The sequence below is a fragment of the Agreia sp. PsM10 genome, from assembly GCF_030433855.1.
Classification (GTDB): domain Bacteria; phylum Actinomycetota; class Actinomycetes; order Actinomycetales; family Microbacteriaceae; genus Agreia.
The window spans coordinates 1-25,499 of record NZ_JARUXC010000018.1 but is presented as its reverse complement, the minus strand read 5'-3'; the positions used below and the strand labels follow the sequence as shown (position 1 = coordinate 25,499).

24 protein-coding genes and 3 pseudogenes are annotated in these 25,499 nt (G+C 60.9%); 16 read left to right on the top strand and 11 right to left on the bottom strand.

What is annotated here, in order from left to right; genetic code table 11:
* Positions 1 to 12: 12 nt before the first annotated feature.
* Entirely contained in the window at positions 13 to 1,020 is a 1,008-nt protein-coding gene (locus tag QCD70_RS17200) for a hypothetical protein (RefSeq protein ID WP_301218568.1), read from the bottom strand.
* Positions 1,017 to 2,273 (bottom strand): glycosyltransferase, encoded by a 1,257-nt coding sequence (locus QCD70_RS17195; protein ID WP_301218566.1) that lies wholly within the window; start codon positions 2,271 to 2,273, stop codon positions 1,017 to 1,019. The genes QCD70_RS17200 and QCD70_RS17195 overlap by 4 nt, the downstream gene beginning before the upstream one ends.
* Here QCD70_RS17195 and QCD70_RS17190 point away from each other — a divergent pair.
* Genes QCD70_RS17190 through QCD70_RS17180 form a run of 3 tightly spaced genes read left to right on the top strand, consistent with a single transcriptional unit; the run spans position 2,184 to position 5,340 of the window.
* The gene (locus QCD70_RS17190; RefSeq protein WP_367316742.1) at positions 2,184 to 3,575 is read left to right on the top strand and encodes a CDP-glycerol glycerophosphotransferase family protein; all 1,392 of its coding nucleotides are present in this window, start codon (positions 2,184 to 2,186) and stop codon (positions 3,573 to 3,575) included. The genes QCD70_RS17195 and QCD70_RS17190 overlap by 90 nt on opposite strands.
* Positions 3,572 to 4,291 carry an IspD/TarI family cytidylyltransferase gene (locus tag QCD70_RS17185; protein WP_301218564.1) on the top strand — a complete coding sequence of 240 codons (720 nt, stop codon included), beginning with the start codon at positions 3,572 to 3,574 and terminating at the stop codon, positions 4,289 to 4,291. The genes QCD70_RS17190 and QCD70_RS17185 overlap by 4 nt, the downstream gene beginning before the upstream one ends.
* Positions 4,288 to 5,340 carry an NAD-dependent epimerase/dehydratase family protein gene (locus QCD70_RS17180; RefSeq protein ID WP_301218563.1) on the top strand — a complete coding sequence of 351 codons (1,053 nt, stop codon included), beginning with the start codon at positions 4,288 to 4,290 and terminating at the stop codon, positions 5,338 to 5,340. The genes QCD70_RS17185 and QCD70_RS17180 overlap by 4 nt, the downstream gene beginning before the upstream one ends.
* Before the next feature lie 6 nt (positions 5,341 to 5,346).
* Here the strand turns inward: QCD70_RS17180 and QCD70_RS17175 are convergent, their stop codons facing one another.
* The 3 genes from QCD70_RS17175 to QCD70_RS17165 all read right to left on the bottom strand — a co-directional run bounded on the left by QCD70_RS17175 (position 5,347) and on the right by QCD70_RS17165 (position 7,514).
* Positions 5,347 to 6,198 carry a heparin lyase I family protein gene (locus QCD70_RS17175; protein WP_301218561.1) on the bottom strand — a complete coding sequence of 284 codons (852 nt, stop codon included), beginning with the start codon at positions 6,196 to 6,198 and terminating at the stop codon, positions 5,347 to 5,349.
* Positions 6,165 to 6,668 carry a hypothetical protein gene (locus QCD70_RS17170; protein WP_301218559.1) on the bottom strand — a complete coding sequence of 168 codons (504 nt, stop codon included), beginning with the start codon at positions 6,666 to 6,668 and terminating at the stop codon, positions 6,165 to 6,167. The genes QCD70_RS17175 and QCD70_RS17170 overlap by 34 nt, the downstream gene beginning before the upstream one ends.
* A 357-nt stretch (positions 6,669 to 7,025) precedes the next feature.
* Positions 7,026 to 7,514, bottom strand: coding sequence for a hypothetical protein (locus tag QCD70_RS17165; protein ID WP_301218557.1), 489 nt, complete (start codon positions 7,512 to 7,514; stop codon positions 7,026 to 7,028).
* A 547-nt stretch (positions 7,515 to 8,061) separates the two neighbouring features.
* Between QCD70_RS17165 and QCD70_RS17160 the strand changes: the two genes are divergently transcribed.
* Entirely contained in the window at positions 8,062 to 9,111 is a 1,050-nt protein-coding gene (locus QCD70_RS17160) for a hypothetical protein (RefSeq protein ID WP_301218555.1), read from the top strand.
* Positions 9,112 to 9,172: 61 nt separating this feature from the next.
* Here QCD70_RS17160 and QCD70_RS17155 read toward each other — a convergent pair whose 3' ends face one another.
* Complete coding sequence (locus QCD70_RS17155) at positions 9,173 to 9,490, bottom strand: hypothetical protein (protein WP_301218554.1); 318 nt, start codon at positions 9,488 to 9,490, stop codon at positions 9,173 to 9,175.
* 210 nt (positions 9,491 to 9,700) lie between these two features.
* Here QCD70_RS17155 and QCD70_RS17150 point away from each other — a divergent pair, with 210 nt between their 5' ends.
* The gene (locus QCD70_RS17150) at positions 9,701 to 10,498 is read left to right on the top strand and encodes a glycosyltransferase (protein WP_301218553.1); all 798 of its coding nucleotides are present in this window, start codon (positions 9,701 to 9,703) and stop codon (positions 10,496 to 10,498) included.
* Entirely contained in the window at positions 10,495 to 11,409 is a 915-nt protein-coding gene (locus QCD70_RS17145) for a glycosyltransferase family 2 protein (protein WP_301218552.1), read from the top strand. The genes QCD70_RS17150 and QCD70_RS17145 overlap by 4 nt, the downstream gene beginning before the upstream one ends.
* A gap of 69 nt (positions 11,410 to 11,478) precedes the next feature.
* Here QCD70_RS17145 and QCD70_RS17140 read toward each other — a convergent pair.
* Positions 11,479 to 11,968, bottom strand: a pseudogene (locus QCD70_RS17140) (DDE-type integrase/transposase/recombinase); the annotation flags it as partial.
* On the bottom strand, positions 11,922 to 12,380 hold the full coding sequence (locus QCD70_RS17135; protein WP_301218550.1) for a hypothetical protein: 459 nt from the start codon (positions 12,378 to 12,380) through the stop codon (positions 11,922 to 11,924). The pseudogene QCD70_RS17140 and the gene QCD70_RS17135, both read right to left, overlap by 47 nt.
* 297 nt (positions 12,381 to 12,677) lie before the next feature.
* Here QCD70_RS17135 and QCD70_RS17130 point away from each other — a divergent pair, with 297 nt between their 5' ends.
* The 7 genes and pseudogenes from QCD70_RS17130 to QCD70_RS19260 all read left to right on the top strand — a co-directional run bounded on the left by QCD70_RS17130 (position 12,678) and on the right by QCD70_RS19260 (position 18,339).
* On the top strand, positions 12,678 to 13,652 hold the full coding sequence (locus QCD70_RS17130) for a GDP-L-fucose synthase family protein (protein WP_301218549.1): 975 nt from the start codon (positions 12,678 to 12,680) through the stop codon (positions 13,650 to 13,652).
* Complete coding sequence (locus QCD70_RS17125; RefSeq protein ID WP_301218547.1) at positions 13,649 to 13,939, top strand: Dabb family protein; 291 nt, start codon at positions 13,649 to 13,651, stop codon at positions 13,937 to 13,939. The genes QCD70_RS17130 and QCD70_RS17125 overlap by 4 nt, the downstream gene beginning before the upstream one ends.
* Positions 13,936 to 15,366 carry a lipopolysaccharide biosynthesis protein gene (locus tag QCD70_RS17120; protein WP_301218546.1) on the top strand — a complete coding sequence of 477 codons (1,431 nt, stop codon included), beginning with the start codon at positions 13,936 to 13,938 and terminating at the stop codon, positions 15,364 to 15,366. The genes QCD70_RS17125 and QCD70_RS17120 overlap by 4 nt, the downstream gene beginning before the upstream one ends.
* Entirely contained in the window at positions 15,363 to 16,343 is a 981-nt protein-coding gene (locus QCD70_RS17115) for a glycosyltransferase family 2 protein (RefSeq protein WP_301218544.1), read from the top strand. Before QCD70_RS17120 ends, QCD70_RS17115 begins: the two co-directional genes overlap by 4 nt.
* Complete coding sequence (locus QCD70_RS17110; RefSeq protein WP_301218542.1) at positions 16,340 to 16,852, top strand: VanZ family protein; 513 nt, start codon at positions 16,340 to 16,342, stop codon at positions 16,850 to 16,852. Before QCD70_RS17115 ends, QCD70_RS17110 begins: the two co-directional genes overlap by 4 nt.
* A gap of 61 nt (positions 16,853 to 16,913) precedes the next feature.
* Positions 16,914 to 17,285, top strand: a pseudogene (locus QCD70_RS19265) (phytoene desaturase family protein); the annotation flags it as partial.
* Positions 17,286 to 17,556: 271 nt separating this feature from the next.
* Positions 17,557 to 18,339, top strand: a complete 783-nt coding sequence (locus QCD70_RS19260) for a phytoene desaturase family protein (protein WP_367316744.1) — start codon at positions 17,557 to 17,559, stop codon at positions 18,337 to 18,339.
* Positions 18,340 to 18,381: 42 nt separating this feature from the next.
* Here QCD70_RS19260 and QCD70_RS17100 read toward each other — a convergent pair whose 3' ends face one another.
* Genes QCD70_RS17100 through QCD70_RS17090 form a run of 3 tightly spaced genes read right to left on the bottom strand, consistent with a single transcriptional unit; the run spans position 18,382 to position 20,788 of the window.
* Entirely contained in the window at positions 18,382 to 19,500 is a 1,119-nt protein-coding gene (locus QCD70_RS17100; RefSeq protein WP_301218540.1) for a glycosyltransferase, read from the bottom strand.
* A complete protein-coding gene (locus tag QCD70_RS17095) occupies positions 19,497 to 20,462 on the bottom strand; it encodes a nucleotidyltransferase family protein (protein ID WP_301218538.1) in 966 nt (321 codons plus the stop codon). Before QCD70_RS17095 ends, QCD70_RS17100 begins: the two co-directional genes overlap by 4 nt.
* Positions 20,459 to 20,788: a PqqD family protein gene (locus QCD70_RS17090; protein WP_301218536.1), complete on the bottom strand. Its 330-nt coding sequence runs from the start codon at positions 20,786 to 20,788 to the stop codon at positions 20,459 to 20,461. Before QCD70_RS17090 ends, QCD70_RS17095 begins: the two co-directional genes overlap by 4 nt.
* Positions 20,789 to 20,932: 144 nt before the next feature.
* Between QCD70_RS17090 and QCD70_RS17085 the strand changes: the two are divergent.
* The 3 genes and pseudogenes from QCD70_RS17085 (at position 20,933) to QCD70_RS17075 (ending at position 24,833) form a co-directional block, all read left to right on the top strand.
* A pseudogene (locus QCD70_RS17085) lies at positions 20,933 to 22,239 on the top strand (UDP-glucose dehydrogenase family protein).
* 703 nt (positions 22,240 to 22,942) lie between these two features.
* Entirely contained in the window at positions 22,943 to 23,128 is a 186-nt protein-coding gene (locus tag QCD70_RS17080; RefSeq protein WP_301218533.1) for a hypothetical protein, read from the top strand.
* Positions 23,129 to 23,711: 583 nt separating this feature from the next.
* Positions 23,712 to 24,833, top strand: coding sequence for a hypothetical protein (locus QCD70_RS17075; protein ID WP_301218531.1), 1,122 nt, complete (start codon positions 23,712 to 23,714; stop codon positions 24,831 to 24,833).
* Positions 24,834 to 25,499: the final 666 nt, after the last annotated feature.

Sequence of the window (25,499 nt, the reverse complement as noted above, 5' to 3'; positions counted from 1 at the left end):
CGGCAGGCTCCCCTAAAGCCGGGCGACGAGAGAAGCGACGACCTCGTCGTACCACCGTGACTCGCGGGCGCTGACTCCCGCGGCACCCGCTCGACATTCCTCGTCGAACTCTGCGGGAGAAAGCGCCATGGCATCGACTATTGCGTCGACGGCGCCGCGGGTGTCACCGACGGCGAACGTTCGGATTCCCTGATTGGTAGGCGACAGGTAGCTCATCAGACCTATCCGCGACGCGACAACGAAAGCGCCGTTCGACAACGCCTCCTGGGCAGTGAGACACGCCGCTTCCCCGGCGACCGACGGAATCACGAACACATCACCGGGGTCAACCCAGTCGGCGTTTCGTCGTCCATCGACGAGCCAGGGAGCAAGCGCACGCTCAAGCTTCGCTTGATATCTCTCCTGCCCATCGAGCGGCTGCCCCAGCGCGACCTCGCATGTGTAGCCGAGAGACGAAAGAGCCCGGTAGATCGCCGGGAGCAGATGCATCCCCTTCGTGGCGTCGGGTCGAGCGTAGGATTTGACGACCCCGGTCGCCGTGATGGGTTCCGGTGCTCTCGCAGCGAAGCGTCTGGAATGCGGCACGGACAGCCAGGTCGGAATGACTGTGTCGGGGCGGAGCGTCTGCAGCCCCGGTTCGACAGCGATAGTGAAGTCGACCTGCCTGAGCAGTTGTCGCGTAGCGACGAGTTTCGGTAGACCGACCGGGTAGTTGTGAAGAATCGCCACAGTTGTTGCCGACACCCCCTGGCGGCGGAGCGCCGCGCCTGTTCTGATGACGGCCGGCAGGCACGGGGTGGCATTCGATACGAGAACGACCTTTTCGCCAGGAACGACGCTCCTCAGCAGGTGACCGGCTACGGTGTACGTCTGCACGCCGCTCGGAATGGCGATGGAGTCCTGCCCTGGCTGCGGCATCACCAGGGCTGTGGTGCTGTTCTCCAGGGATAGTTCGAGGAGCCGCTCCAGGACGACCTGCCCGCCACCTCGTCCTGACTTTGGGTCGAAGAAGCCGATCATGAGGGTGACCCTTTCCGGGATCGACGGGTGGCCTTGCTGGGGCCATGGAGAAGGTGCTTGTAGATGTCTCGTAGCGCGGAGACGTAGCTGTCCCGTGCGAAATCTTGAGGGTTCACCAGGTGATTTCTGGCAGACACGTCGAGTGCCCGCCGCACAGCCTCGCTGATCTCGTGGCGCGAGCCGATGGTGAAACTCGACACGAACTCCCCGAGATTGCCCATCTCGAGTGCGCCCGAATCCGTGGGGACGACGACGGGCAATCCGTTGACTATCGCTTCAACGACAACGATCGGAGCGTTCTCCGGCCAGATCGACGGGTAGATCAGAGCTCGGTACTTCGAGAGCACGCCCGGAACGTCTGCCCGGGCTACCGGCCCACGCATGACCAACGACACATGGTTCAGGCCCGTAGCGAGGATGTCCAGTGCCTTCCAGTCGACTCCGGCACCGTACACATCGATACTCACGCGCTTGCCCTCCCCCTCCAAGGCGAGGATGAATTCGCGCAGCCCTTTTTCGGGCGCTACGCGACCCATGTAGACGAGGTCACCCGACTTCGAGCTTGCCACGTTTCGAATTGCCGGAAACTCCACGGGATTTCGGACCAGTGCAATCGGAGCCTCGACGCCGCACTTCTCGAAGATGTTCTTCAAGAATTCGCTGGGGGCAATGATGAGGTCGAAGGTGCGGTCCAGTCGCAGTATTCGGTATGCCATCAGGTGTTGTAGTGATTTCAAGAAAGCTCGGGCCCGGGAGCGTTGATCATAGGAGGCCCAGACGGGGACCCGAGGGTTGTCGATATTCAATGTCGTGCGCACACCGCGGGGAAAGTGTTGGAACCCGCTATTCGGGCAGACCAGATGGTAGTCATGTGCGGTGAAAACAACTCGCATCGTGGGGTGGGTTCGACGGTGAAGTGCGAGTGCGAGCAGGATGCTCGGCGAGAGAAACCGGTAGTAGTTCTGCACATGCACGATGTCCGGATCGAACTCCTTCAACGTGCGCCGGATGGACGAGTACCACCGTGCGGACATCAGGTACGACAACGCGGTCCGATTCCCGTCTGAGACCACGGTCCGCACCACATGACCGAGCTTGCCGGCCGCATCCACAGTGTCGCGGAAGACCGCCTCGGCACCGCCACTGTCTGTCTGGTCCGAGACATGGAGGCTGCGCAGCTGTCGTTCGGATGCGCCCGGCCCGTTCCCTTTCGCCGAGGAAGCATGCACGCGCAACATGTCCTCAACTCCCATACCTCTATGCTTACTATATTACTTAGTGTATTGAAAGCAGCGGAGCGAATGAGACGTGTAGACACGGTGAAGAGAGTCTTGGTCCGAGGTGCGCTGCCGCGCGTTCTGACAGTGGCGCGATCGCTACTGCCTGCCGCGAATCATGTGTTCCTCGTCGGGTATCCGAGCGGCGAAGGCAACGCGGTAGAGACAGCGCGAGCCATTCTGGAGAGATACGACGGCCGCATCGCATGGGCCCAATCACCATCCCAGAACTACCTGTCGAAGGTCGGTTTCCCGCCAACCGACCAGATACTCCGCGTGAAAAAAGGAACCCTACGAGCGTTGTGGCTCTATGTCACCGCCGAAGCCGTTTTCTTCACGCACGGCCTATACGGCGAACCGGCCGCAGACATCCGAAAACCAACAGTGAACCTGTGGCATGGCGGCGGCATGAAGTGGAGCGACGCCCTTTTCGGGGAACGACGCCTGTCGTCGAAGCCCAGCGACTACATCCTCGGCGCGACAGCCATGTGGGGGTATCGAACCGCAGAGATCAGCGGGCTCAGCAACGACGACGTGCTTCTTGTGGGCTATCCCCGCAACGACGACCTGTTCCGGCCGGCATCCGCGGAGCGACTCGAGGAACTCGGAATCGCTGCGGGGCGCTTTGTGGTCTGGATGCCGTCGTACCGCACAGCCCTCTCGCAAGGGACCATGCGGTCAATGAATGACTCGAAGGACACCTCCGAAGACCTCAGCATGGCAAGCCAGTTCGCTCGCGTCGTCGACCACTTCCGACGTCGAGGTCTCGCCGTCGTCGTGAAGCCGCACCCGTTCGACTCGGTAGCCCGGAACGTCGACGGTGCCGTGCTGATAGACGACGACGTTCTGCTGACCGCAGGCGTCAGTCTGTACTCAGTGCTCGGTGCCTCGTCGGGACTCATCACGGATACGTCCAGCGTCTGGTCCGACTACCTGCTCGTCGACAAGCCCATCGGTTTCTTCTTTCCCGACAAGGATGCCTATGTGGCGGGCCGCGGTGTCTACCCGAAGGACATCTTCGACTGGCTGCCCGGCCCGGAGCTGCTGACCGACGAGGACATCGCCGAGTTCGCCGACGAGGTGGTGGCTGGAAGCAGTCATTGGGCGGAACGTCGACGCACAACGGCTGAGCGGTCCGGCCTCGTTCACACTCGCGACGCGGCACACGGAATGCTGGACGAGCTCATGGCAAGAAGTTCGGCCCGGTTCTCCCGACGGCTGGGCAAGAATCCCCGAGCAGCCGTCTCCACGACTCGTATCGAGGGGGCGATGCAGTGAACGTCGCCCTGATCTTCGCCGGTGGCGTCGGCCGGCGGATGAACCAATCGGCTCTTCCCAAGCAGTTCCTCGAACTGAACGGCAAGCCTGTCATCATCCACACCCTTGAACACTTCCAGCATCACCCCGAGATCGACGCCATCGCGATCGCCTGTGTCGAGGACTGGATAGACCACCTCCGGGAACTCCTCGACGAGTACGGCATGACCAAGGTTCGTTGGCTGGTTCCCGGCGGGGCGACCGGTCAGCTGTCGATCTACAATGGACTCAAGGCGATCACCGCGGATCTCGAACGAACGAACCCTGTCGTGCTGATTCACGATGCGGTCCGACCCCTCATCAACGCTGATCTCATCTCCCGGAACATTGCGAGCGTCCGCGAGCTCGGGTCCGGGGTCACGTGCAGCGTCGTCAAGGAGACGATCCTCATTGCCGATGGCGACGAATACGTTGCTGAAATCACGGACAGAGCGCAGACCCGGATAGCTCGAGCCCCTCAGAGCTTTCTCTTGAACGACATCTATCAAGGCCATATCAGCGCATTGGAGCGTGGTTTCGATGACTGCATCGATTCGTGCTCCATCATGCAACTCGGCGGCCATCCGGTGCGCCTGGTGGACGGCCCCCACGAGAACATCAAAATCACGACACCGGGTGATTTCTTCGTCTTCCGGGCACTCCACGAGGCAACCCAGAATCAACAGATCTTCGGATGACCCAGAAAGTGGCGCCCCTCATCGACATGGAAACCGAACTCGACACGATCAACGGAGGCGTCGACTGGACTCGCCTGGACGGCAAGGTCGTTGCCATCACGGGAGCGACAGGCCTAATCGGGTCGTACCTCGTCGAGTTGCTGCTCCGGAAGAACGTGACCGGCAGTACCCACGTCGATGTCATCGCTGTAGGTCGTTCGCTCGACCGATTGAACACTCGATTCGCGCGATACGGCACGCGGGCCGACCTTCGATTGCTTGAATCCTCGATCGGGCTGCCGTCGGGTACTAGAGCCGACTTCATCGTTCATTGCGGCGGCAACGCAACGCCGGCCACCATCAACGGCGACCCGGTCGGCACGATGGATGCGAACTTCAACGGCATGAAGGCGATCCTCGACTACGCCAGAACGGAAGGCGTCGCCCGGGTGCTCTATGTTTCGAGTTCGGAGATCTATGGGCACGTTGCCCCTGAGTCCCCCGCCCTTAGAGAGTCGGATCTTGGATACGTGGACATCCTCGCCACCAGATCGAGTTACCCCTCATCGAAGCGAGCCACAGAGACTCTCTGCGCCGCCTATGCAGACCAGTACGCGGTCGATGTCGTCATCTCTCGCCCGGGCTACATTTTCGGACCCACAATCGGGTCATGGGACAACCGCGTGGTTCCGCAGTTCATGACGAATGCACTCGCTGGAGAGACGATCGTCATGAAGAGCGACGGCACACGCGAGCGTTCCTATTGCTACGTGGCCGACAGCGCGACAGGTCTCCTGGTGACGCTGCTCAACGGCGAAACGGGCCATGCCTACAACATCGCTCACGACGCATCCAATGCGACGATCGGCGATATCGCGTCGATCGTCGCCGGTCTCGGCGCGACAACGGTGCGTTTCGATCTCTCGGGCGAGAACACGACTGCCGATCGTCCCGTTGATCGCGTGCTGCTCGACGCCTCGAAGCTCGAGGCGTTGGGCTGGCAGCCGCAGTTCGACATCGCTGCAGGTCTCACCGCTACGTACGAACACCTGGCATCGAAACCAGTCTGAGGCCGTCTACACTCGGGGCGACTGCAGGTGAATGGTCGACGGGGCAGTGGACGAGTTCGGGACAATCAGACGTTGAGTGGACGTGGAGTCCGCGAAGTTGACGAGTTCTCGTCCCCACTGAATGCCGCTGTAGTGGATGTTCCTTGTGTACGTGGCTGCCTGAGTGGCGACTCCTGCGTCGGTGAAGGTCGTCGGAGAAGCATAGATTCCGTGGTTGAAGGCTGGGCCGATGTTCTCGTTGTAGCCGACGGGAGTGTTCGAGGGATTGTCATTGGAGGGCGAGGTTCCTAGGAGGGCGCGTCCATCACGCCACACCTGAAACTCGCCCGTTCCATCTTTGGCGAAAACGACTCGAGAGGCGATGTGGGTCCAGACGTTCGCGGGGAAAGGAACCGCATCGATCACGGACCTCGTTCTGATTCCCCATTCTGTTCCCGGTGCCGGCAAGGGAGTCATGAGTTTCGGATCCGTAGCGAATGATTGGCCACCCGCCGCAGCGTCCAGGTTCGTTTTTACGGATCGCCAGGTCACGACGAACTTGTTCTTGTATTCAGCCCGCGCCCCGCTGCCGAACGAGACGATAGGTTCGAGGCCCGTGATCGTGCCGTCGGCACTTCCGTCTGCGACAAGTTGGAGCTGGCTGCCGTGCCATTGGCCGTAGATCTCCCAGTCGGCTTGGGCGGCTGTCTCTAGCCTCAGCCAGTATGAGACGTACATCGGCGCCGATCGTCCGTTGGTGAACGTGACGTGTTCCGTCTGGTCGAAGAACGACGCCCCCATGATCTCCGAGCGACTATTTTTGCTCGTGCCGTCGGGCTGATGGATCAGTTGAAATCGTTGAAGCTCGTTCGGTTCCACGCTTCCTGAAATGGAATAGAAGACGAGTTCTTCTGAACGACGATGTTTCGGAATTTGAGGCCGGGAAGGCCCTCTTCTGAAGACGATGGACGATTGGTGCCTGCGGTGAGACCTTCGAGCACATGGACGCTCCCGCCAATAATGCCGAACTTGGGGTCTCGGAAGGATGATGCCGCCGAGTCGAGCGCATCGAGGATCTCGGTCTGTTCGGCCGCGGTGAGACCAGCTGTGAAAACATAGACGCCCTTCACCCGCTGGTTCCCGATGGAAGGTGAAAGTCGTAGCCAGCCGTCAGCTGAATTGAGCCCGTTCCGCCATTCCGCGAACCCGTTTCCGCAGAGAAGCACGCTGAATGGACCTGTGCTTGTGCTCGGTATGGAGATGAGCAGATCCTGCGAGACGCGCGGACCGTTGGTGAAATCGGTGCGGTCGCTGTTCGAGGGGGCATCTTCGATCTGGAGGCTGCCCACGTTCACCTCCACGGTCGACGACGGCTTCTGGAACTTGAACCCCATCGTCGGTCGCACAAGTCGGCCAGGCTCTAACGTCGTCCAAATCCGTGGACGGTCGATCTTGCCGACGTCGCTCGCCGTGGACCCAGACGTCAGGGTCGGAGCGGATGGGCCGACGTATACAGACCAGGGAGTCGCGGCCCGGAGCCACGACGGATTAGGTGCAGGGCTATAGATGCCCGCTCCCATGATTGCCGAAGAGAAGCCGGATTCTGCGGAGTTCACGACGACGCGCGACGATATGACGACCCCGCCTCGGGATGTCGTCGGGGCCCCTCGACGGATCATGCCGTCGATGGAGGGCAACAGCGAAACCTACGTATGCCTATTGGAGCTCGAGTTCTCTTTGTCGAAGAAGAAGATGCCTGAGGCGGGTGAGGTCACTCCGAGCACAACCGCGTTGGGGAGGATGCTCCGAACTTCTACCCTGTATTGGTCGCTGTCGCCGATTTTCCAGGCTGTCGGCAACATGCCACCCGCGCCGAGAACGCCCACGACCGCGCCAGAAAAAGACGGATTGACGGCGAAGTTGACGACGTCTCTTTGCAGTGGGTAGAAGCTGTCCGTTGCAACTGCGGTAGTCAGGGTTCCATTTCTAGACGTTCGCACGATTGTGTCGGGGCGATCTGTCGAGGGCACGAATGCCGTGCCTGCAAAGGCGCCGCCAGAGACAAGTTTTGCGAGGAGCTGAGTGCTGAGTGCAGCTGGGAGTCTCACTCCGAAGGCCGTTTGCGGCGCGAAGATGGCGGGGATGACGGCTGCGCCTGTCGCGCCGGCAATGAAAGACCTGCGGGAAATGGACAATTGGGGTCTCCTGTTACGTTACGGATTGGCGAACGCCTATCCGTCTAACTTCGCCGCTCGATTGCCCGTAATCCGGCCGACTGTCATGGCTCGCCAGTCTGACCGACTACTGAATCGCATCTGCTGAAGTCGATGACAGACCCGAGTGAATCGACTGTTCTCCACCCATATCCGGACGCTGACTCCCTACCTTTTTCTACCAGTAAATCGTTAGTGTGTATTTAACAATACTAACTGGCGCTAATTGTGCGTAATGGTAATAGAGGCGGAGCGAGTGTCACAAGTACAGGGCCGAACGCTGCCTCAAGCGAGCTCAAAGACCAGGGGCAGCAGTCTGTCGGTGGCCTGGGCCATGCTCGTCTGCCTACTAGCGGGGCTTCGTATCGACGGAAGTCAGAACACGCTGCACTTCAGCGCACTTCTCGTCGTGCCTCTCATCCCGGCGATCTATCGTCTGGTGCGAACATCGGCATCGAGGCTGCCTCTCTGGCTTATGCGACTCTACGGAGCCGTACTGATATCGATCCCAGTAACCATTCTCGTTTCGTTGACCATCGACCCCGAACGATCGTTCAGGTTCGAGTCGCTTTTAACGGATGTCGTTCGCGTCGTCTCACTCGCCCTCGTAGTCGGCGGGATGTTCTGGAGTTGCACGAAGATTCGACCTGAATACGTTCTGGTTCTGATGGGGCTGGGCGTTGTGGCGCGCTACGTGCTCTGGCCTGATGTGGCGCCCGAAGAGGGCAACACTCTCGTGGAGACCATCTGGAAGTTTCGAATCGGTCCCGTCGTGCCGTTCGTCGTTCTCGGCTTGCTTGCAAGAGCGCCGATCGTTCTGCAAATGGTCGCGATCGCCGTACTGGCGGCCATTACTGCGCAGAGCAACCTGCGGAGCGCGTTGGCAGCATTGGCCCTCTCGATTGTCGTGATTCTGATAACCCGCGGCGTTCCGGTTATGACACAACAGAGGGTCACCGTCAGATTCAGCGTGAGGTCCGTCATTGCCATCGGCGTCGCCGCCTTGTTCGCATTTGTCACTATTCCGCAACTCGCGCTGGCCGGCTACTTCGGCGAATCGGTCCAAGAGCACCAGGCGGCGCAGGTCGGAAGTGCGGGAGTTTTCGGGGGTCGCATAGAACCCGGTGCAACCGTGGCACTCTTTCAAAGAACGCCTTTTGGTCTTGGGCCCGGGGTCTGGCCTTCAGGTCACGATCTGAATTCAGCCATCGAAGGCTTGATCGCCATCGGAGTAAATCCCAGTGGCGGTGACTACGATGCCCGATACATGCGGGAAGCCATCGCCGCCAATCGTATATTCCTTCATTCAAATCTCGGCGAGACTTGGTGGATCTACGGCATCCCGGGGGCCCTGCTCGTGTTGACCCTGATGTTCATCGGCTTCCGAGGTTTCATGTTCGCTATCGACAAGCGCGACAAATACATGGCCGGACTTCTGCTGTACGCCACATCGAAACTGCTGTGGGATTGCCTGTTCGAGCCGGTCATTCCGTTGGCAACGAACATCGCCGTCGTGGCCGGGGTCCTGCTCTTTGTGCTGGGTGAGAAGCGTGCTCAAGAACTGTCCCTAGATCCCTAAAGCGGGGTCAGTGCGACGCTGGCATGCCGACCGACGAGTGGAGCGCTTCCCCAGCTCATGGTCAGCTTCTCGACCAGATGCCAGGAGAGGCAGCCCAGTAGACGCCTTCGGTGATGAGGCCGAGGGTCGCAAGCGTGAGAAATTCGAACTTAGCCGTATTGAAGTCGAAGACTTGAGCGGCGTCCACAGTCAAACTGATCAGGATGGTTACGGGCAGCAAGACAAGGGCGGCAAGGGCCGCGCCGATGAGAAACTTCGAAAGCCGCTGTGCGCCGAGCAGCCGTCGATATATGCAACGAATTATCGGAATCGCGAGCGCAGCTCCAAGAGTGCTGTTGTAACCGATGCCGTGAAATGGCACTGCGATAGCGTCCGCCACTACGGCAGCCCAAACGATAGCTGTCCGGCGTTGGGCATTCACCTGCCTGCCCACCGACGCGAATTTCACCCTTGCGCCAAGAACACCAAATCGTATGTCCTGCCGTATATGAATCACTATGTATTATTTGAGAGTGTCTCGCTCGGCGTAGTTCGGTCGATGGCCGAAGCTCCGACGCATACCAAGTAATTCAGTCAGGAAGTTGTACAGATGGATTCGATCGAGCGGCGGATGCCGAAGGTAAGCGTCATTACCGTGACCTACAAAGACCTCGGGGGGCTCAAGAAGACACGCGCCAGCATCGAAAGTCAGATATATGCCGGCGAAATCGAAAATGTGATAGTCGATGGCGGTTCGGGTACCGACGTCTCCGATTTCCTGGCTGGACTTTCTTCAGAAAACGTGAACTGGCTTAGCGAGCCAGACGACGGGGTGTACCCCGCAATGAATAAAGGCGTCGATCGTTCTAGCGGCGATGTCTTGTGGTTCATGAACTCGGGTGACCTCTTCGGAGACCCATTTTCTGTTCAGAATGCCATGGACAACCTCACCAATCCGGCCCACGAGTGGGGCTACGGCTTCTCTCGTTGGTTTTCCGTGGATGGTGAATTCGACGGAATACATGGCGCTTTTCCGTACAATTTCACACTCCATGTATTGGGAAAGCACGCGATCCCTCATCAATCTTCTTTCATCGGCGCGGTTCTCTTTGCGGACGTTGGGCCCTTTCCTGAAAACGTACCGATCATGGGCGACCAGGTTGTCATGATGCGAGCCGCGCAAAGGGTGAAGCCGGTTGTCGTCCCTCACATATTGAGCACGTATGACACCGGCGGAGTCTCGTCCGGGCATAGCCGTCACACACACTGGACTTGGGCGAGAGACGCCAGACGCAAGTCAGGGGTGAGAATCCTCGGTCGCCCATGGCTAGACGAACTGACTACCTACGGTCTCGAAGTTGGCGAGGCCGCGATCATACGACTACGACGATTCGGGCGAACAAAGTGAGGTCTTCTACTGCAGGCTCGAAAGCGGCGGCCTATTCCACTCAGGATATTTCGGTCGTGATCCCCGCTCACGACCGCGATCACCTTCTCGCACGAGCCATCGAATCGGCGCTGAGCCAGACCCTCAAACCACGAGAGGTCATCATCGCTGACGATCTGGGGCTCGAGTCCACTCGTGAGCTTGTTGAGTCGCATCCGGAAGCTTCGATGGTTCGTTACCTCGACACCAGCGGAGGGCCTCGCATCGGACCTGGCATGTCGAGGAATGCTGGAGCGTCAGCGTCAGATGGTGCCTTCATCGCCTTTCTCGATGACGATGACCAATGGCATCCCCACTACCTCGCCGAGGTGCGCTCTCAGTTCGAAAAAGGGGTCGGCGTTGTGGTCACCTGGATGCAGAAAGAGCTGGGTGGTGTGCGCTACCCCGGCGGCCACATCGAGGTCGACGTCGACTTTCGAACGTTCAGGCAATATTGGGGCCGCGGAGTGACAGGCAGCAATACCGTCGTAGCGAGAGCCTCCTTTCTCGAGTCCGGGGGCTACGACGAAGAGTTGTGGGCCATGGAGGACTGGGACTTTTTCAGGCGTGTACTTGCCACGGGTGTCGACTATCGCATCGTCGCTGACGAACTCGTGATTCAGGACGCGAACGGCTCCGACCACCTGTCATCGAAGAGCCTCCGGGCCGCCAAAGCGGCAGAGCTCTTTCTGCAGAAATATCGACACGTGATGACTCGGCAAGACCTGCGCCGAATCAGAGGTCACATTCACAGCATGAAGCGCAGCCGCGAAACACCTCCGCCTCTGCGAGTGGTGCATCTGCTCGCCCAGTTGCGCTACTTCGAAGCGAACGACTGGCGCGTCTCCACCATCGGCAGGCTCAGGGGCGAAAAACCGCCTCTCTACAAGTAACCGAGATCACCTATGCCACTTCCGCCGACAGAGCCTTGACCCCTGATCTTGGACACGGTGTCGGTTGGGTTATACCGCTTCTGCGAAGCTAGCGGATGCGGCGGTTTCGTAGGTGTTCGGGCTGATGTGTCCTATCGCGGAGTGGCGTCGGCGGGTGTTGTAGCGGTTCGCCCAGTGGAACACGGCCCGGTAAGCGGTGGGAGCGTCGGGGAACGCGTGGGCGCCTTCAAGGTATAGACCGAGCCGTGATCGGAGTGGAACACCGCCCCGGCGAGGGTGTCGCGCTCACGCCACGCGGCCTTCAGCGCGTCTTCGACGAGCTCAGTGCGCACATGTGATCGGCCATCGCCCTGCCGGCCAGCTTGCGTGAGCACAGATCGATCACGGTCGGGAGGTAGAGGGTGCTGTCGTCGGCGATGGGCAGGTAGGTGATATCGCCGACATAGCGGCTGTTCACCGTCTCGGCGGTGAAGTCCCGGCCCACCAGATCCGGCAAGCGCCGGCCCGACTGGTCAGGGACCGTGGTCTTCACGCGCCGACGGAGCCGGATTCCGGCAAGCTGGGACTAACAGGATCGACGCGGGAAGGTGCACAAACATCCCCACAATCGCGACTGCACTGAGCGCTATGGCGAGCCACAGCCGCGGTGTCACCCCGTACACCTTCATGGCGGCGCCGACCAGGAAGAGGGCCAGCAGAGTGAATCTGATCATCGCGGAGAAGGGAAGGATGGAACCGATCGCCGCGTCCCATCCCAGAATCGATGCCAGCGCGGTGCCCACAAGAAGAAGCCATCGAGCCTTGGTGAGAACTCCCATCAACCCAGCGACGGCAATAAGGCCGTAGCAGGCAACCTCGAGGCCAAGAGTCCACAGGGTTTCGTTTACCTCCGGCACCACGTTCCCTTCAAACACGCCAGGAAGCACCTGCTGATAGGAAAACTCAGGAGGTTGCGAATCCGAAATGACCACGTACCGGGATCGGCGAAGTAGTTGGCGTTCGTGACGAAGAACACGAAGACCACCACTGTGCCGAGAGGATAAGCATGGTCACCGAGGACCATGACAGGCCTACCAAACCGACGAACATGTACGCGTGACCCCACACGACTGCGGCTGCCGCGCTGATGCGAATGAGATCGAAGCCGCGTGATCGTTCCATCATGCTCCCCTGCCGGTGCCCCGTGGTAGACAATGCAACCTATAATACAATGTGTTCATATTCGGGGCTTAGCAGTAGCGGCCGACTGCAATAGACGAGGACGATCAATGTCGGAGAGTGTCACCTTCACGCCAGGCCCGTTGGTTCGGGATGAGCCCCTGTTCATCGCCGGGCATCGGGGCCTCGTTGGTTCGGCTATCTGGCGCACCCTCGAAAAAGAAGGATTTACGAACCTCATCGGACGCACGCACGCCGAGCTCGATCTCACGGATCGCCCGGCCGTCTTCGACTTCTTCCGCGAGACCAGGCCGCGCTACGTCGTCCTCGCCGCGGCCAAAGTCGGCGGCATCATGGCGAACAGCACATATCCGGTCGACTTTCTGTCCGAAAACCTCCAGCTGCAGGTGAATGTCTTGGACGCCGCACTCGACGTGGCCGTCGAACGAGTTCTCTTCCTCGGATCCTCCTGCATCTACCCTGCCCAGTCCGAGCAACCCATCAAGGAGGACTATCTCCTCACCGGGCTCCTGGAACCAACAAACGACGCTTACGCGATCGCGAAGATTGCAGGCATCCTGCAGATCCAGTCCGTGCGAAAACAGTATGGATTGCCCTGGATATCCGCAATGCCAAGCAACCTCTACGGTCCTGGAGACAACTTCAGTCGCACCGGTTCCCATGTCCTTCCGGCACTGATTCGCCGGTACGACGAGGCAGTCGAAATGGGGGCGACCGAGGTTTCCAACTGGGGAACGGGTGCGCCTCGCCGTGAATTCCTTCACGTCGACGACATGGCCGCCGCCTGCTTGCACCTCCTTGAGCACTACGACGGCGCCGGGCAGGTCAATGTCGGCACCGGCAGCGATGTGACAATCAAACACGTTGCCGAGGCAGTGGCCGCCGCCGCCGGATACACAGGGCAGACCACCTGGGACACGACCAAGCCCGACGGAATGAGCCAGAAGCTTCTGGATGTCACCAAGCTGACGAATGCCGGTTGGACCTCGAGCATCGAGTTGACCGACGGCATTCGGGCGACCGTCGACTGGTTCCGCACTCACAAGAAAGAGATCAGGGAATGACAGCCAATTTTCGCCACGTCGTCATCTTCCGGTTCTACCCGGTTGTCGATGACGACACGCGCGCCGAGGTCGTTCAGCGACTTCGGTCCTTCAGCTCCTACCCGGGTGTGCTCGAGTGGGGTGTCGAGGGATCCCTCGACACCCGCAAGGGCCAGGTTCTCTTCCAAACAGGCCTGTTCGATAGCCGAGAGTCGTTCGAGGCATACACGGCTAGCCCAGAACATACCGAGGTAGCGCATGTGATGTCGTCGGTCGCTGACTGGTACGTCGCCGACTACTTCGAGTGACATCACACGATCAGATGGCGTCTATAACGGAAGCACCCGATGCCAGGGTTCCTGCGCGGCTCGGGGGAACGCTCCGCACCGTCTTCGCCGGAAGCCTGGCGCGTATCGTCGGCATCCCCGTCACAGCCTTTCTGGGACTCCTGAATACAGGGCTCGTCATCGCCCATACAGGATCGGTGCTCTACGGCACGGTGAGCACGATCGCGACCCTCGGTACTCTGCTGCCGTTCGCCGATCTCGGAATCGGGGCCGGCGTCACGACCGCTGTTGCGATCGGAAGCACTGACGCGAAACACCAGGAAACTGTCACGGCGACCATTCGCACCGCATTCTTGTCGTTATGCGCCGTCACAACTGCGGGGCTGATTCTCAGCTGGTCTGCGGCACTGCTCGGCTGGTGGGATCTGATCCTGTCCCGGTCATTCAGCGAAGAAGAACGTGTCGTGATTTCGATCGCCCTGTCGCTGTTTTTCATCTGTCTCCCCTTCGGCCTCGGGTCGAGGATCTTGACGGGCTTCGGCAAGAACCACATCGCGGTACTGCTGAACCTGTCCGGCACGGCCTTCACTCTTCTGTTCACTTGGGCACTCGTTGCTCTCGACGCGGCGCCGATCTCCTACGCCATTTCGGGATTCTTCGGCACCCTGTGTTGCAATGCGGTCGTCGCGATCGTGGCGATCCGATTCCTCAAGCTCTCGAATTATCGACCGTGGCGACGGAGAGCGAGCGGCGCAGCGCAGCGCTTTCGGAACCTGCGGTTGCTTTCAGGCTCTGGCTGGATGTTCATCGTCATGATCGGCCTCCCTATCGGCCTCGAAACGGGACGCGTGGTTCTCTCCCATACGAGCACGGCTGACGGTCTTTCGCGCTTCGCACTATCAGCACAGCTCTACGCGTTGGCCTGGTCTGTCGTTACGACGGCCGGCGGAGCGCTCTGGACGGTCTTCGCAAAACAGCGAAAGGAGGCCGCGGAGAACCTCCGCCTCTGGAAACAGATGGTCGGCGTCTTCGGCGGATTGGGGCTTATCGGTGGTGTTGTGCTCATTACACTCGGGCCCTGGCTGGGAGAGATCATCAGCGGCGGCCGGCTCGAGATCGAACCAGCGCAGATCGCACTCTTTGCCGCGCTGCTGATTGTTCAATGCGTTCACCTGCCAGCGGGTGTTCTGTTGACGGTTCCCAGTGAGCTCCGGTGGCAGGCCGCTTGTGTTTTCGTGATGGCAACGGTGAGCGTGGCCATCTCTGTCACCTTCGCGCCTGCATACGGAGGAGTGGCGGTAACGGCTGGTGCCGTCATCGGGATTCTGCTCGCGCAAATCGTCCCAGACCTTGTGATGGTTCGACGCTTCCTCGAAGCCCGCACCGACGCGATGGCATCTCGACGAAGGACAACGTATGTGTCATTTGGTGAGGGAGAGCCGAAATGACGGTGTCCGTCGCCCTGTGCACGTATAACGGGGCGGACTATATCGAGGCGCAGCTCGACTCGATTTTCGCGCAGACACTCCCTCCCGACGAGCTTGTCTGGGCAGATGACGGCTCAACGGATTCCACCGTCGAGATCGCTCAGCGCGTCATCGCCGCGCACACAATCGCCGACCACCGGATGCTCCGGGTAGTCGTTCTCGAGGCACATCAAGATCCTCTCGGCTTCACTCGGAACTTCGAGCGGTCATTGGCCGCCGCGACGGGCGACTACGTCGCGCTCTCCGACCAAGACGACGTCTGGGATCCCGACCGCATCAAATCAGCGGTAGATCTCTTGACTCGCGATGGGAAAGCCGATCTGGTGGCGTCGGACGCGATCCTCATCGGACCGGACGGTCAGCCGTTGGGACGCACACTTTTCGAATCCATGGGAGTATCCGCCGCTGAGATAGCGGAGCTGAATGGTCGCGACGCTTACCTTTCCGCGATCCGACGGAGTGTCATCCCAGGCATGTCACTGCTTGCTCGAGCCACGTTCTTACGATCGCATCTCCCCATTGGCGATGCGTGGCCCCACGACTATTGGCTCGTCGTCAACGCTGCCGCGAGCGCAAGCCTTCGTATCCTTCCGCAACCTGTCGTGAGTTATCGACAACACGACAAGAACGTGCTGGGCGCCGGCTCGAGTCGGCGAAGTGCGAGACTTCGGCGACTCTTAAAATCAGGGGAATCGACCGCGAACCGGAACGTTCGACGATTCACGACTCTCTTGGCACATCGTGCGGCCACGTCCAACGCAGACGAGCAGCTCGTTCTGAGAACGCTCGCACGCCTTGCATTCGAGGAGCGGCGCGCCCGTCTGCCCCGGAGTTTCGTTCCTCGCTTGGCGGCAATAGTCGGCCTACTACGCAACGGCGACTACGCGCGTCACTCCCCCAACGGGCGAGTTGAAGCTGTTCGGGATCTCATTCGATGAGCGCAAGCGCCTATCGTGCACCATCGATTCTCTTGCTCTGCCTGTACGGCACGTGGGTATCCATGATCGTGTTCAGCCCCATTTCGATCGACCATTTCGTCAGGTTCGCCTTGGATGCGTTCACCGACTGGACGAGCGAACACCCGAAGATCGCATGGCTTGATTTCCGTGCAATCGAGAGGGTCAGCAACGTGATCGTGTTCGTCCCTCTGGGAACGTTTCTCTCGCTCATCGCGGGTCTGCGCTGGTTCTGGACCGCGATACCGATCCTTCTCCTCGCAAGCGCGGAGGTTGAACTCATCCAAGGAGCCTTGCTGGCCGATCGGGTGTCGTCTCCGGTCGACATTCTGGCGAACTCGATCGGCGCTGTCCTGGGAACCCTGATCGGACTGGCCATCTTGATCTTCGAGCGTTCGCGCTCACGATCCGCGCCTCTGATCTCTCAGCAGATTTCCGCCAACACTGAACAGTTTTTTGCGGAATTGGACGACGAGAGAAGAGATCAGTAGGACGCTTTTGCGCCATACTGTTCTTTAAGGGATTCGGGGGCGTGGGGCGGTGTATGCAGAGATGAACCTGCCACGGACTCATCTGAGCCGTCGTGTGAGCCGTGCCTCGAAGGCCGACTCCCCCGTCGCCGTGATCGGATCCGGCCCCAACGGTCTCGCGGCCGCCGTCACGATCGCTCGCGCAGGCATCCCCGTGACCGTCTTCGAGTCCGCCGCCACTCTGGGCGGTGGCGCCCGCACGTCCGAACTCATCGTCGACGGAGCCTTCCACGACGTCGGCTCCACCGTGCACCCCGCCGCACACGTCTCCGAATTCTTTCGGCAGTTCGAACTCGAGAAACGCGTCGAGTTCGTCGTACCGGAGGTCTCCTACGTGCATCCGCTGTGGGACGGCCGCGTGGGCCTGGCGTATCGAGACATTCAGCGCACTGCCGACACACTCGGCGCCGATGGCCCCTCCTATACACGGCTCTTCGAACCGCTGCTGGCACGCCTGGGCGGTATCGCCGACCTGTCGTTGGGTGGCGGGCTGGTGAGGATGCCCCGTGACCCGCTGGCTGCGAAAGCTCTGGTCTCGCGCGTGGTCGAGCAGGGCACATCGGCATGGAACGCCCGGTTCAGGGCCGAGGTAGCGCCCGCCATGCTCACGGGACGCCGCCCACAGTGCCGCAGATCTTCCCGGTCTCACGTCTGCAGCGGTCGGCATGGTTCTCGCCAGCTACGCCCACGGCCGGGGCTGGCCGATACCCGTGGGCGGGTCGCAGAAGATCACGGATGCGATGGCCGACGATCTCGTGGACCATGGCGGGCAGGCAGAACGGGGCGTGGTGATAGCCGATATCGCAGAGCTCGACGGCTTCGGGGTCAAGATCTTCGCCACGTCGGCGACCTCTCTCGCGTCGATCACCGCGGGCATGATGCCCGATGGGTATTCACGTCGCCTGAGAACGCTCAGCGACGGCCGTGGGGTCTGCAAGGTCGACTTCGTTCTCGCGGCGCCGATCCCCTGGACGAACGAGAGCGTCGCGCTGAGCCCGACCGTGCACATAGGGGGCAGCCGTCGGGAGATCGCGAACTCGGAGGCAGAGATCAGCTGGGGCCGTCATTCGCCGACTCCGTATGTTCTGCTCACCCAGCCCTCGCTTTTCGATGCGAGCAGGGCACCCGCACGTCTGCAGACCGTGTCGGCGTCCATCCATGTACCCAACGGGTCGACGCGGGACTGCACGGCCGACGTCATCCATCAGATCGAACGACTCGCGCCGGGCTTCCGCGAGCTGATCGTCGGGTCAAAAGCGACCCCGGCGTCGCAACTGGCCGCCCAACAACGGCCGACCGCGACCAGAACCCCGTGGAGGACACCGCTGCCCGCGTCTATCTGGCATCCTCGTCGACGATCCCCGCCACCGGCGTGCACGGCATGCCTGGATGGCTCGCGGCCAAGGCCGCCCTGCGAGACGTCTTTCACCAGCCCGCACCGAACCTGAGCGTGACGGCAGCCGTATCGACGTAGACCGCACCCCACCCGCTCAGAAACCGACGAAGTCGAGCTTCCAGCGCTGAATACTGCTCTGGAAGGCCTCTCGAGAGAACGACTTCGCGTGGTGCGAGATGACCGCGGGGTCTAACGCCAACGCCGATCTGACGGCAACCGCGAGATTCTCGTCTGTCCACGATTGCACGTGAACACCGGTGACCCCGTCGATCACGCTGTCGACCACTCCCCCTACTGCACCGCACACCACCGGGGTGCCGGCCGCCATGGCCTCGACCGGCATGATGCCGAAGTCTTCGACCGCGGGAAAGACGTAGACCACCGCCTGCTGGCACAGGCTGCGGAGCAGAGCATCCGATGGATGGGCCACGAAATGCACGGCCACGGTCGATCTGGCCGCCTGCGCCCGCAGCGCCTCCTCTTCTGGCCCGGAACCGGCGATGACGACGGGCAGCTGAGCTGCTTCGCCTGCCCGGATGACGAGATCGAGTCGTTTATAAGGGATCAGGCGCGAGGCACCGAGCAGGTAGGTCGACGGCAATTCCGCCATGACTCCCTGCTCTTCGGCCGTCAGACGCTCCCGCCAGTCCGCGACCTGCTGGATCGCCGACACCTCCACGGGTGGATGGATGACGACGGATTCGCGCTTCCAGGTGTCGCGGATGCGGGTCTGAACGAAGGAGCTGTTCGCGGCGATCGACATCGCCTCCTGCGCCCGGCGACGATCGAGACCTTTGAGGGCCGAGGCGATCGTTCTGACAGCGACCCCCGACCCGCGCTCGTCGAGGTCGGGAGTCCAGACGTAGCGCGCCGGCGTGTGCGCGTAGACGAGCTTCTTGAACTCCGGCGCCTGGCAGGTAAAACGAACGTGGTGCGCGAAGGCGTGATTGCTGACCATCGCCCAGTCGTAGTCGTGATTGCGTTGATGCCGCCAGACCGCCGGCATCACCGGAAGACTCATGGCCTTACGACCTCGAAGCGGACTCCGGGCCAGCACAGTCTCGAGCACGGTTCTGTCGGGAAACCTCTCTGGGGCATTGTTCCACAGGCAGAGAACATCTGACTCAGGAAATGTCTGGGCGATCGCTTCGAGCACGTTCTCGGATCCGCCGATCTTCTCAATCCATTCATGCACGATCACTGATGCCATCATCCGCCTCTTCGTGTGTCTCGACTCGCTGCCACAGGAGGCATACCCGCGCGTCGGATGGAGAACAAAACCATGACCGCGTGCGGTGCCGCTCGCACGCCTTTTCGAATGCGACTCAGCCTCGTTCGTGTGCGCTCGCCGAGCGACATCTCGACACCGCCGTGGGCGGCTCGGAGTTCGGCGGATGAGGGGAACAGGGCGCGCCACAGCTCCGGAAGCTTGGCCCGCCAGCCCACGCCCCCCAGCTCGAGCAGCCAGGCACCGGTCGAGCCGTCGTCATGGGTCTCGACATAGGCGAACCACTGCGCACGATGCACAGGATCGAAAGATAAATCGGGCACTGACAGTCCAAGAGACATAAGAAAGTCGGCTTGTGCGTCGGGAGCGCCGCCCCGTTCGGCCAGGCGGAGAAGGTCATCAAGAATGCGCTGGTCACCCAGCGCGATCAGCCTGCGCGTGAGCTCGGCCATTTCTTCTTGATGCCGCGAGGAGTGTGGGTGCCGCAGATAGTGAAGGGCCGCGATGCTGGCGCTCGCCGTGAGATCAGGCATAACGATCGACGCCCCGGCCAGGGGCATCGACATTCTCCGACTCCACAGCATATCGAACACGTCCTGAGGCGCTGCAAAGTACCCGGGGAAGTACCAGTGCACGTCGATATCGCACGGCCAGAGTGGATGCACAAGGGTCACAGAATGGTCGGCCAGGATTCGTGCCGTCGGTCGCTCGAAGCGCTCGACCCACCCGCGCGCGTTGAGCAGCGCGACGAAATCGTTAAGCCTCGACGGATCGACGAACACATCGGCGTCAGCGTAGTAGCGGTCGTCGCGCAGGCCGTGGGCCGCGAGGGTCGGCCCCTTGATCGAGAGCAAGCGGATGTCATTCTGCCGTGCCACGGACGACGTGAGCACATGCGCCAGGGTCACGGCTTCCCTCATACCCAGCTCGACGGGTGAGCCGGTCATAGGCGCGCACCGCGGCCTCCGCGATGGGAAGCCTCATCGCCGTGCACGCCTTGCAGGGAGATCAGGCCGCGCCGTCGAAGATCTCGGAGGAAGGTGACGACGACGAAGTCGATCTCGCTTCGCGGCACGTCGAACTTCGTAGACAATGAATCGATGATCGCGGCCGTGTCCATCACGCCGTCGAGCGCCAGCCAGATGGCCGAACCGGAGCCTTCCAGAGCCAGAGGAACCGCATCCTCGCGGCCGAGATCGAGCACGACGACGCGCGACTCGTCCGAGGTCCATGCCACATCGGGCGCATGGATCCAGGTATCGGCGTACGACACAGGTCTGACCGCCTTCATATACATAGCCCCCGCTTCCGTCTCAGGTCACAGGGACTCGCAAACATAAGCATTATGCATGTTATCAAACAGATCGTGTTGCACGCTTCGATTCGAACTATGCACATTCCTGCCCTCGGAGGCGACGTGAAAATGTCGGTGATCGGATGCGGATACCTCGGCGCCGTGCGTGCAGTGAGCATGGCCCGCCTCGGTCACGAGGTGATCGGCATCGACAACGACATCGACAAGGTCAGCCGCTTGAATGCGGGCGAGGCACCCTTCTTCGAACCGGGGCTCCCCGAGCTCCTGGCCTCCGGCCTCGCCAGCGGACGGCTCCGCTTCAGCAGCACGATGTCCGACGCCGCCGGCAGCGACGTGCATTTCATCGCCGTGGGAACGCCTCAGATCCCCGGATCGGCGGCGTCCGACCTGCGCTATCTCGAGGCCGCCCTCACCTTGTTCGATCCATTCGCCGCGCACTCACTCGTCGTGGGCAAGTCGACGGTTCCCGTCGGCGCCGCACGAAGGCTGACCGAAACGCTCGCTCGATCGAGCACCGTGACCCTCGCGTGGAACCCGGAGTCCTTGAGAGAGGGCTTTGCCATCAAAGACACCCTGTCGCCGGATCGGCTCGTCTACGGAATCCCGGGGCGACGAAGGGCGGCGCGCGACGGAGCTCCTCGGCGAACTCTACACCGATGCCCTTTGCGGCCGGCACTCCGCGCATCGTCACGAACTACGAGACGGCGGAGCTCGTCAAATCGGCGGCCAACGCCTTCCTCGCGACCAAGATCTCGTTCATCAACGCGATGGCAGAGATCGCCGAGGTCACCGGTGCCGACGTCACGCAGTTAGCAGATGCGATCGGTCTCGACAACAGGATCGGCCGACGGTTCATGAATGCGGGCCTGGGATTCGGCGGAGGATGCCTCCCGAAGGACATCCGCGCGTTCACCGCTCGCGCCGAGGAACTGGGCAAGGCGGAGTTGGTCTCGTTCCTCCGTTCGGTCGACGCGATCAACCTCCGTCGCCGAGACCGCGTCGTCGACCTGACGGTACGGGCGCTCGAGGACCTCGGCCCGAACACGCGCGTCGCCATCCTGGGACTCGCCTTCAAACCGAACTCCGACGACGTGCGCGATTCACCTGCCCTCGATGTGGCGGCGCGTCTGAACGCGCTGGGCAGGCACGTCACCACCTACGACCCGCAGGCCAAGAATAATGCGCAGGCCAAGCATCCGCACCTACGCTATTCGAACACCCTCGACGAGGCGATGGGCGGCGCCTAGGTAGTCGTGGTGTCCACGGAATCGGAAGAGTTCGTCTCGCTTCGGGCCACGGAGGCTCTCGGCGTCACCCAGGCACGCATCGTGATCGACGCACGAAACTGCCTAGACCCGGCAGCGTGGCGACAAGTCGGCTGGCGATACATCGATATAGGACGACCGTAGGCATGGATAGCGCACCCACTCGCATGTCGGCAGATCGCCCTTCCCGGGTCGCTGACAGACCGCGTATCGCCCAGCAGCTCGAGCATGCTGCGGCGGGCGCCGCCAGTCGGGATGGGAAACCAGGACCTTAGCTCGATCGATCGACCGAAGGTGAGAACAATTCTGTAGCACAACTGGGCCACAGCAATTCGACGCCATGCGAGCCTGCAAGTTCTGCCCAATGAGCGCCCGCTGGCCTGTGTCGACAAAAAGAACGAGTCTCGCCTGACGTCCCCTTTGAGTCGCAATCGGGTGGCCATATTCGAGTATCTGCCCCAGGCCGTACATCAACTGATGAGCCTCGTTTTGGACAGTTAGGCTCTTGATTTCGACAGCTGTAAGAGTATTTTGGTCAATCCATGCGAGATTGAAGTTTGCGTCGGCCGGTCCCGGACTTAGCGGAGTGAGCCCTCGGCCGATTGCGAGATTGGCGAGATCGTCTTGCAGCAGCCGATGCGCACGCAGCCCTCGACCAACGGCATCAGGATCGACCGACAAGGTCCGCAATTCGGGCACGGCCGGCACAATCTCCGTGCCTTGCCGAATGTATGGACTACCGATCACCGTAGACCCGCCCCCACTCGCATCCACAACGTCGGACCCCTTCGAGAGAGGCAGAAGGCGCAAGACTGGCATAGTAAATTTCCGAACGACAGGGTCATCGATGCCTGGCACGACAGAACCCTTCTTCTTCGCCCGCCTGGTGTCAGCCATTCTCGACATGATGAACATCACAACGTCGAAGCCAGGATGGACGATTCTTTCATCATTGGCGTTGAACGCCATGTTGATCTCGATCACGCTGACGCACAACACCATCGCGCAGGCAGCCACCGCGGCATATAGATAGAGCCCACGGTAGAACACGAGAGCCAATCGCCTTGCTCGTTCCAGCGGCGACGTCCCACAGGCCAGTGAAGACGATTGCCAAGGCCACAGCGACACTCATCCTTCCGTTCTCGACAGTGAACCATGTCCGTGCGCGGAAAGCCGCACTATTTGCCAGACTCGCACGCCAACCACGACCTGTTGCCACACCCTCGCAAATGTGCAATTTTGCGCCATGGAAGTGACGCACAAACGACAGGAACAGGGCGATGAGCACGCATGGCTTGGGCTCTTTGTTTAGGTTCACATAGCACCATACAAAACGGTGAATGTTCTAAACACCTATCTGAAAAGGAAGCTCAATGTCTGCCACCCCACCCCCCACAAGCCCAGTAGACCCTGAAAATCGGGGCGCCGCCGACGGGGAGACGATCTCCACCAGCCCCGGATGGCCCCACCCCATCCCACGTCGCACTATCGTGCAGGGTGCCGCCTGGACAGTCCCTGTTGTCGCGGTCGCCGTTGGCGCGCCGCTCGCAGCAGCATCACCCGCACCCACTCTCGCTTTCACGAACGGACCCTACGACGTAGCCACGTGTGGAACGTTGAAGGATGTCACCCTCCTCCTCACTACGAACGGCACAACACCTGACCCAGGAAAGACCGTCACCGTCACCCTGCCATCCGGGCTGACTTGGTCAGACGGAACAACGACACCGAAGGTATTCACCACCGACGCCAGCGGCAACGTCACCCTCACCGGCATCAAAGCCACCAGCGCCGCCGGCACCCCCACCATCACCGCCACCAGCAGCACCGGACCCACCGCGGCAGCAGTAGTAACCGTCACTCCGGCCACCACTTCGGCACACACATACATTCCTGGCAATCCAGTGTGGAACTGGTCGAGTGTTCCTTCCGGGGCAACGGCGATAGGCAATGGGGTGTTTCTCGCCCAGAACGGCGATCTCTACCAAAACAACACCGTCATCGCGTCGGGGGTAACGTCAGCGAATCACGTGTTTGCGCCCGGCCCGGGCCCGCGCATCACGTGGGTCAATGCCTCGGGTGGTCACAACAGCACCGATGGAGGTGCGACGGTGACGAACTATCCCGCTGTGCCCACAGGATCAACCGCGATCGGTAACGGCATGTTCCTCACACCCAGTGGAGAAGTCTGGTCGACCAACGCACCCCTTGTGGTGAATGGAGTTCCTCTCACCGGTGTCACCTCAGCGATCTATGAACTCCCAGACAGCAGTGGTCGACTCAACTACGTTACAAGCACCGGCGGGCACACATACATTCCTGGCAATCCGACGGTGTGGAACTGGTCGAGTGTTCCTTCCGGGGCAACGGCGATAGGCAATGGGGTGTTTCTCGCCCAGAACGGCGATCTCTACCAAAACAACACCGTCATCGCGTCGGGGGTAACGTCAGCGAATCACGTGTTTGCGCCCGGCCCGGGCCCGCGCATCACGTGGGTCAATGCCTCGGGTGGTCACAACAGCACCGATGGAGGTGCGACGGTGACGAACTATCCCGCTGTGCCCACAGGATCAACCGCGATCGGTAACGGCATGTTCCTCACACCCAGTGGAGAAGTCTGGTCGACCAACGCACCCCTTGTGGTGAATGGAGTTCCTCTCACCGGTGTCACCTCAGCGATCTATGAACTCCCAGACAGCAGTGGTCGACTCAACTACATGGCGGGCCCTACTTGCTAAGAACGCTTCTGTAGTAGTTGCTGATCCAGCAGCGCCTCGTTGAGATGTGTGGCCGGTCCGATTCGTCGGACCGGCCACACTGTTGTGTCCGGGGTTCGGGAGAGAATCTTGATCGCCTGAAATGTGGTTCTTCGGCGGTTCAGGCGGTCTCTCGAAGAGCCTGCCGATGCGGGATCTTGCATCGTGCAAGTTTCGCCTCACTCTTGAAAATCTACATCGAGTCCCCCACGATCCCGCAACGCATTGTTCCCTAGCAGGGCGCCCCGACGAAGGTGGCGTGGTCCGAGTTGTCAGACGTGACGTATTCGCCGACCGCGCTGCCGATAGGTTGGCTAACAACGGATCCATAGTGGTGAAGCACGCCAGAAGGCGTCAAGAGGAAACCATTTCCTACGGCGATTGTTCCCGAGGGGTACGTACCAGCCGGCGTAAGCGACCCGTTGCTGCTCCATACGTATCCTGCACCGGTCGAGTCGAAGAATGTGACTTGGTCTGCGTTTGCCGCGTCGACATGCTGGCCAGTCGCCGACGTGACTCCTCCTGCGACCGACGCACCATAGTGGTAAAGCACGCCAGAAGGCGTCAGGAAGAAACCATTTCCTACGGCGATTGTTCCCGAGGGGTACGTACCAGCCGGCGTAAGCGACCCGTTGCTGCTCCATACGT

Excerpts from the sequence above, each read along its gene's own strand:
- QCD70_RS17110 (WP_301218542.1), top strand. The coding sequence starts at position 16,340 with ATGAGCGCAAGCGCCTATCGTGCACCATCGATTCTCTTGCTCTGCCTG.
- QCD70_RS17100 (WP_301218540.1), bottom strand. The coding sequence starts at position 19,500 with ATGATGGCATCAGTGATCGTGCATGAATGGATTGAGAAGATCGGCGGA.
- QCD70_RS17115 (WP_301218544.1), top strand. The coding sequence starts at position 15,363 with ATGACGGTGTCCGTCGCCCTGTGCACGTATAACGGGGCGGACTATATC.
- QCD70_RS19260 (WP_367316744.1), top strand. The coding sequence starts at position 17,557 with ATGGTTCTCGCCAGCTACGCCCACGGCCGGGGCTGGCCGATACCCGTG.
- QCD70_RS17195 (WP_301218566.1), bottom strand. The coding sequence starts at position 2,273 with ATGGGAGTTGAGGACATGTTGCGCGTGCATGCTTCCTCGGCGAAAGGG.
- QCD70_RS17180 (WP_301218563.1), top strand. The coding sequence starts at position 4,288 with ATGACCCAGAAAGTGGCGCCCCTCATCGACATGGAAACCGAACTCGAC.
- QCD70_RS17125 (WP_301218547.1), top strand. The coding sequence starts at position 13,649 with ATGACAGCCAATTTTCGCCACGTCGTCATCTTCCGGTTCTACCCGGTT.
- QCD70_RS17080 (WP_301218533.1), top strand. The coding sequence starts at position 22,943 with ATGCCTGGCACGACAGAACCCTTCTTCTTCGCCCGCCTGGTGTCAGCC.
- QCD70_RS17095 (WP_301218538.1), bottom strand. The coding sequence starts at position 20,462 with ATGACCGGCTCACCCGTCGAGCTGGGTATGAGGGAAGCCGTGACCCTG.
- QCD70_RS17200 (WP_301218568.1), bottom strand. The coding sequence starts at position 1,020 with ATGATCGGCTTCTTCGACCCAAAGTCAGGACGAGGTGGCGGGCAGGTC.
- QCD70_RS17190 (WP_367316742.1), top strand. The coding sequence starts at position 2,184 with ATGGAGGCTGCGCAGCTGTCGTTCGGATGCGCCCGGCCCGTTCCCTTT.
- QCD70_RS17130 (WP_301218549.1), top strand. The coding sequence starts at position 12,678 with ATGTCGGAGAGTGTCACCTTCACGCCAGGCCCGTTGGTTCGGGATGAG.
- QCD70_RS17150 (WP_301218553.1), top strand. The coding sequence starts at position 9,701 with ATGGATTCGATCGAGCGGCGGATGCCGAAGGTAAGCGTCATTACCGTG.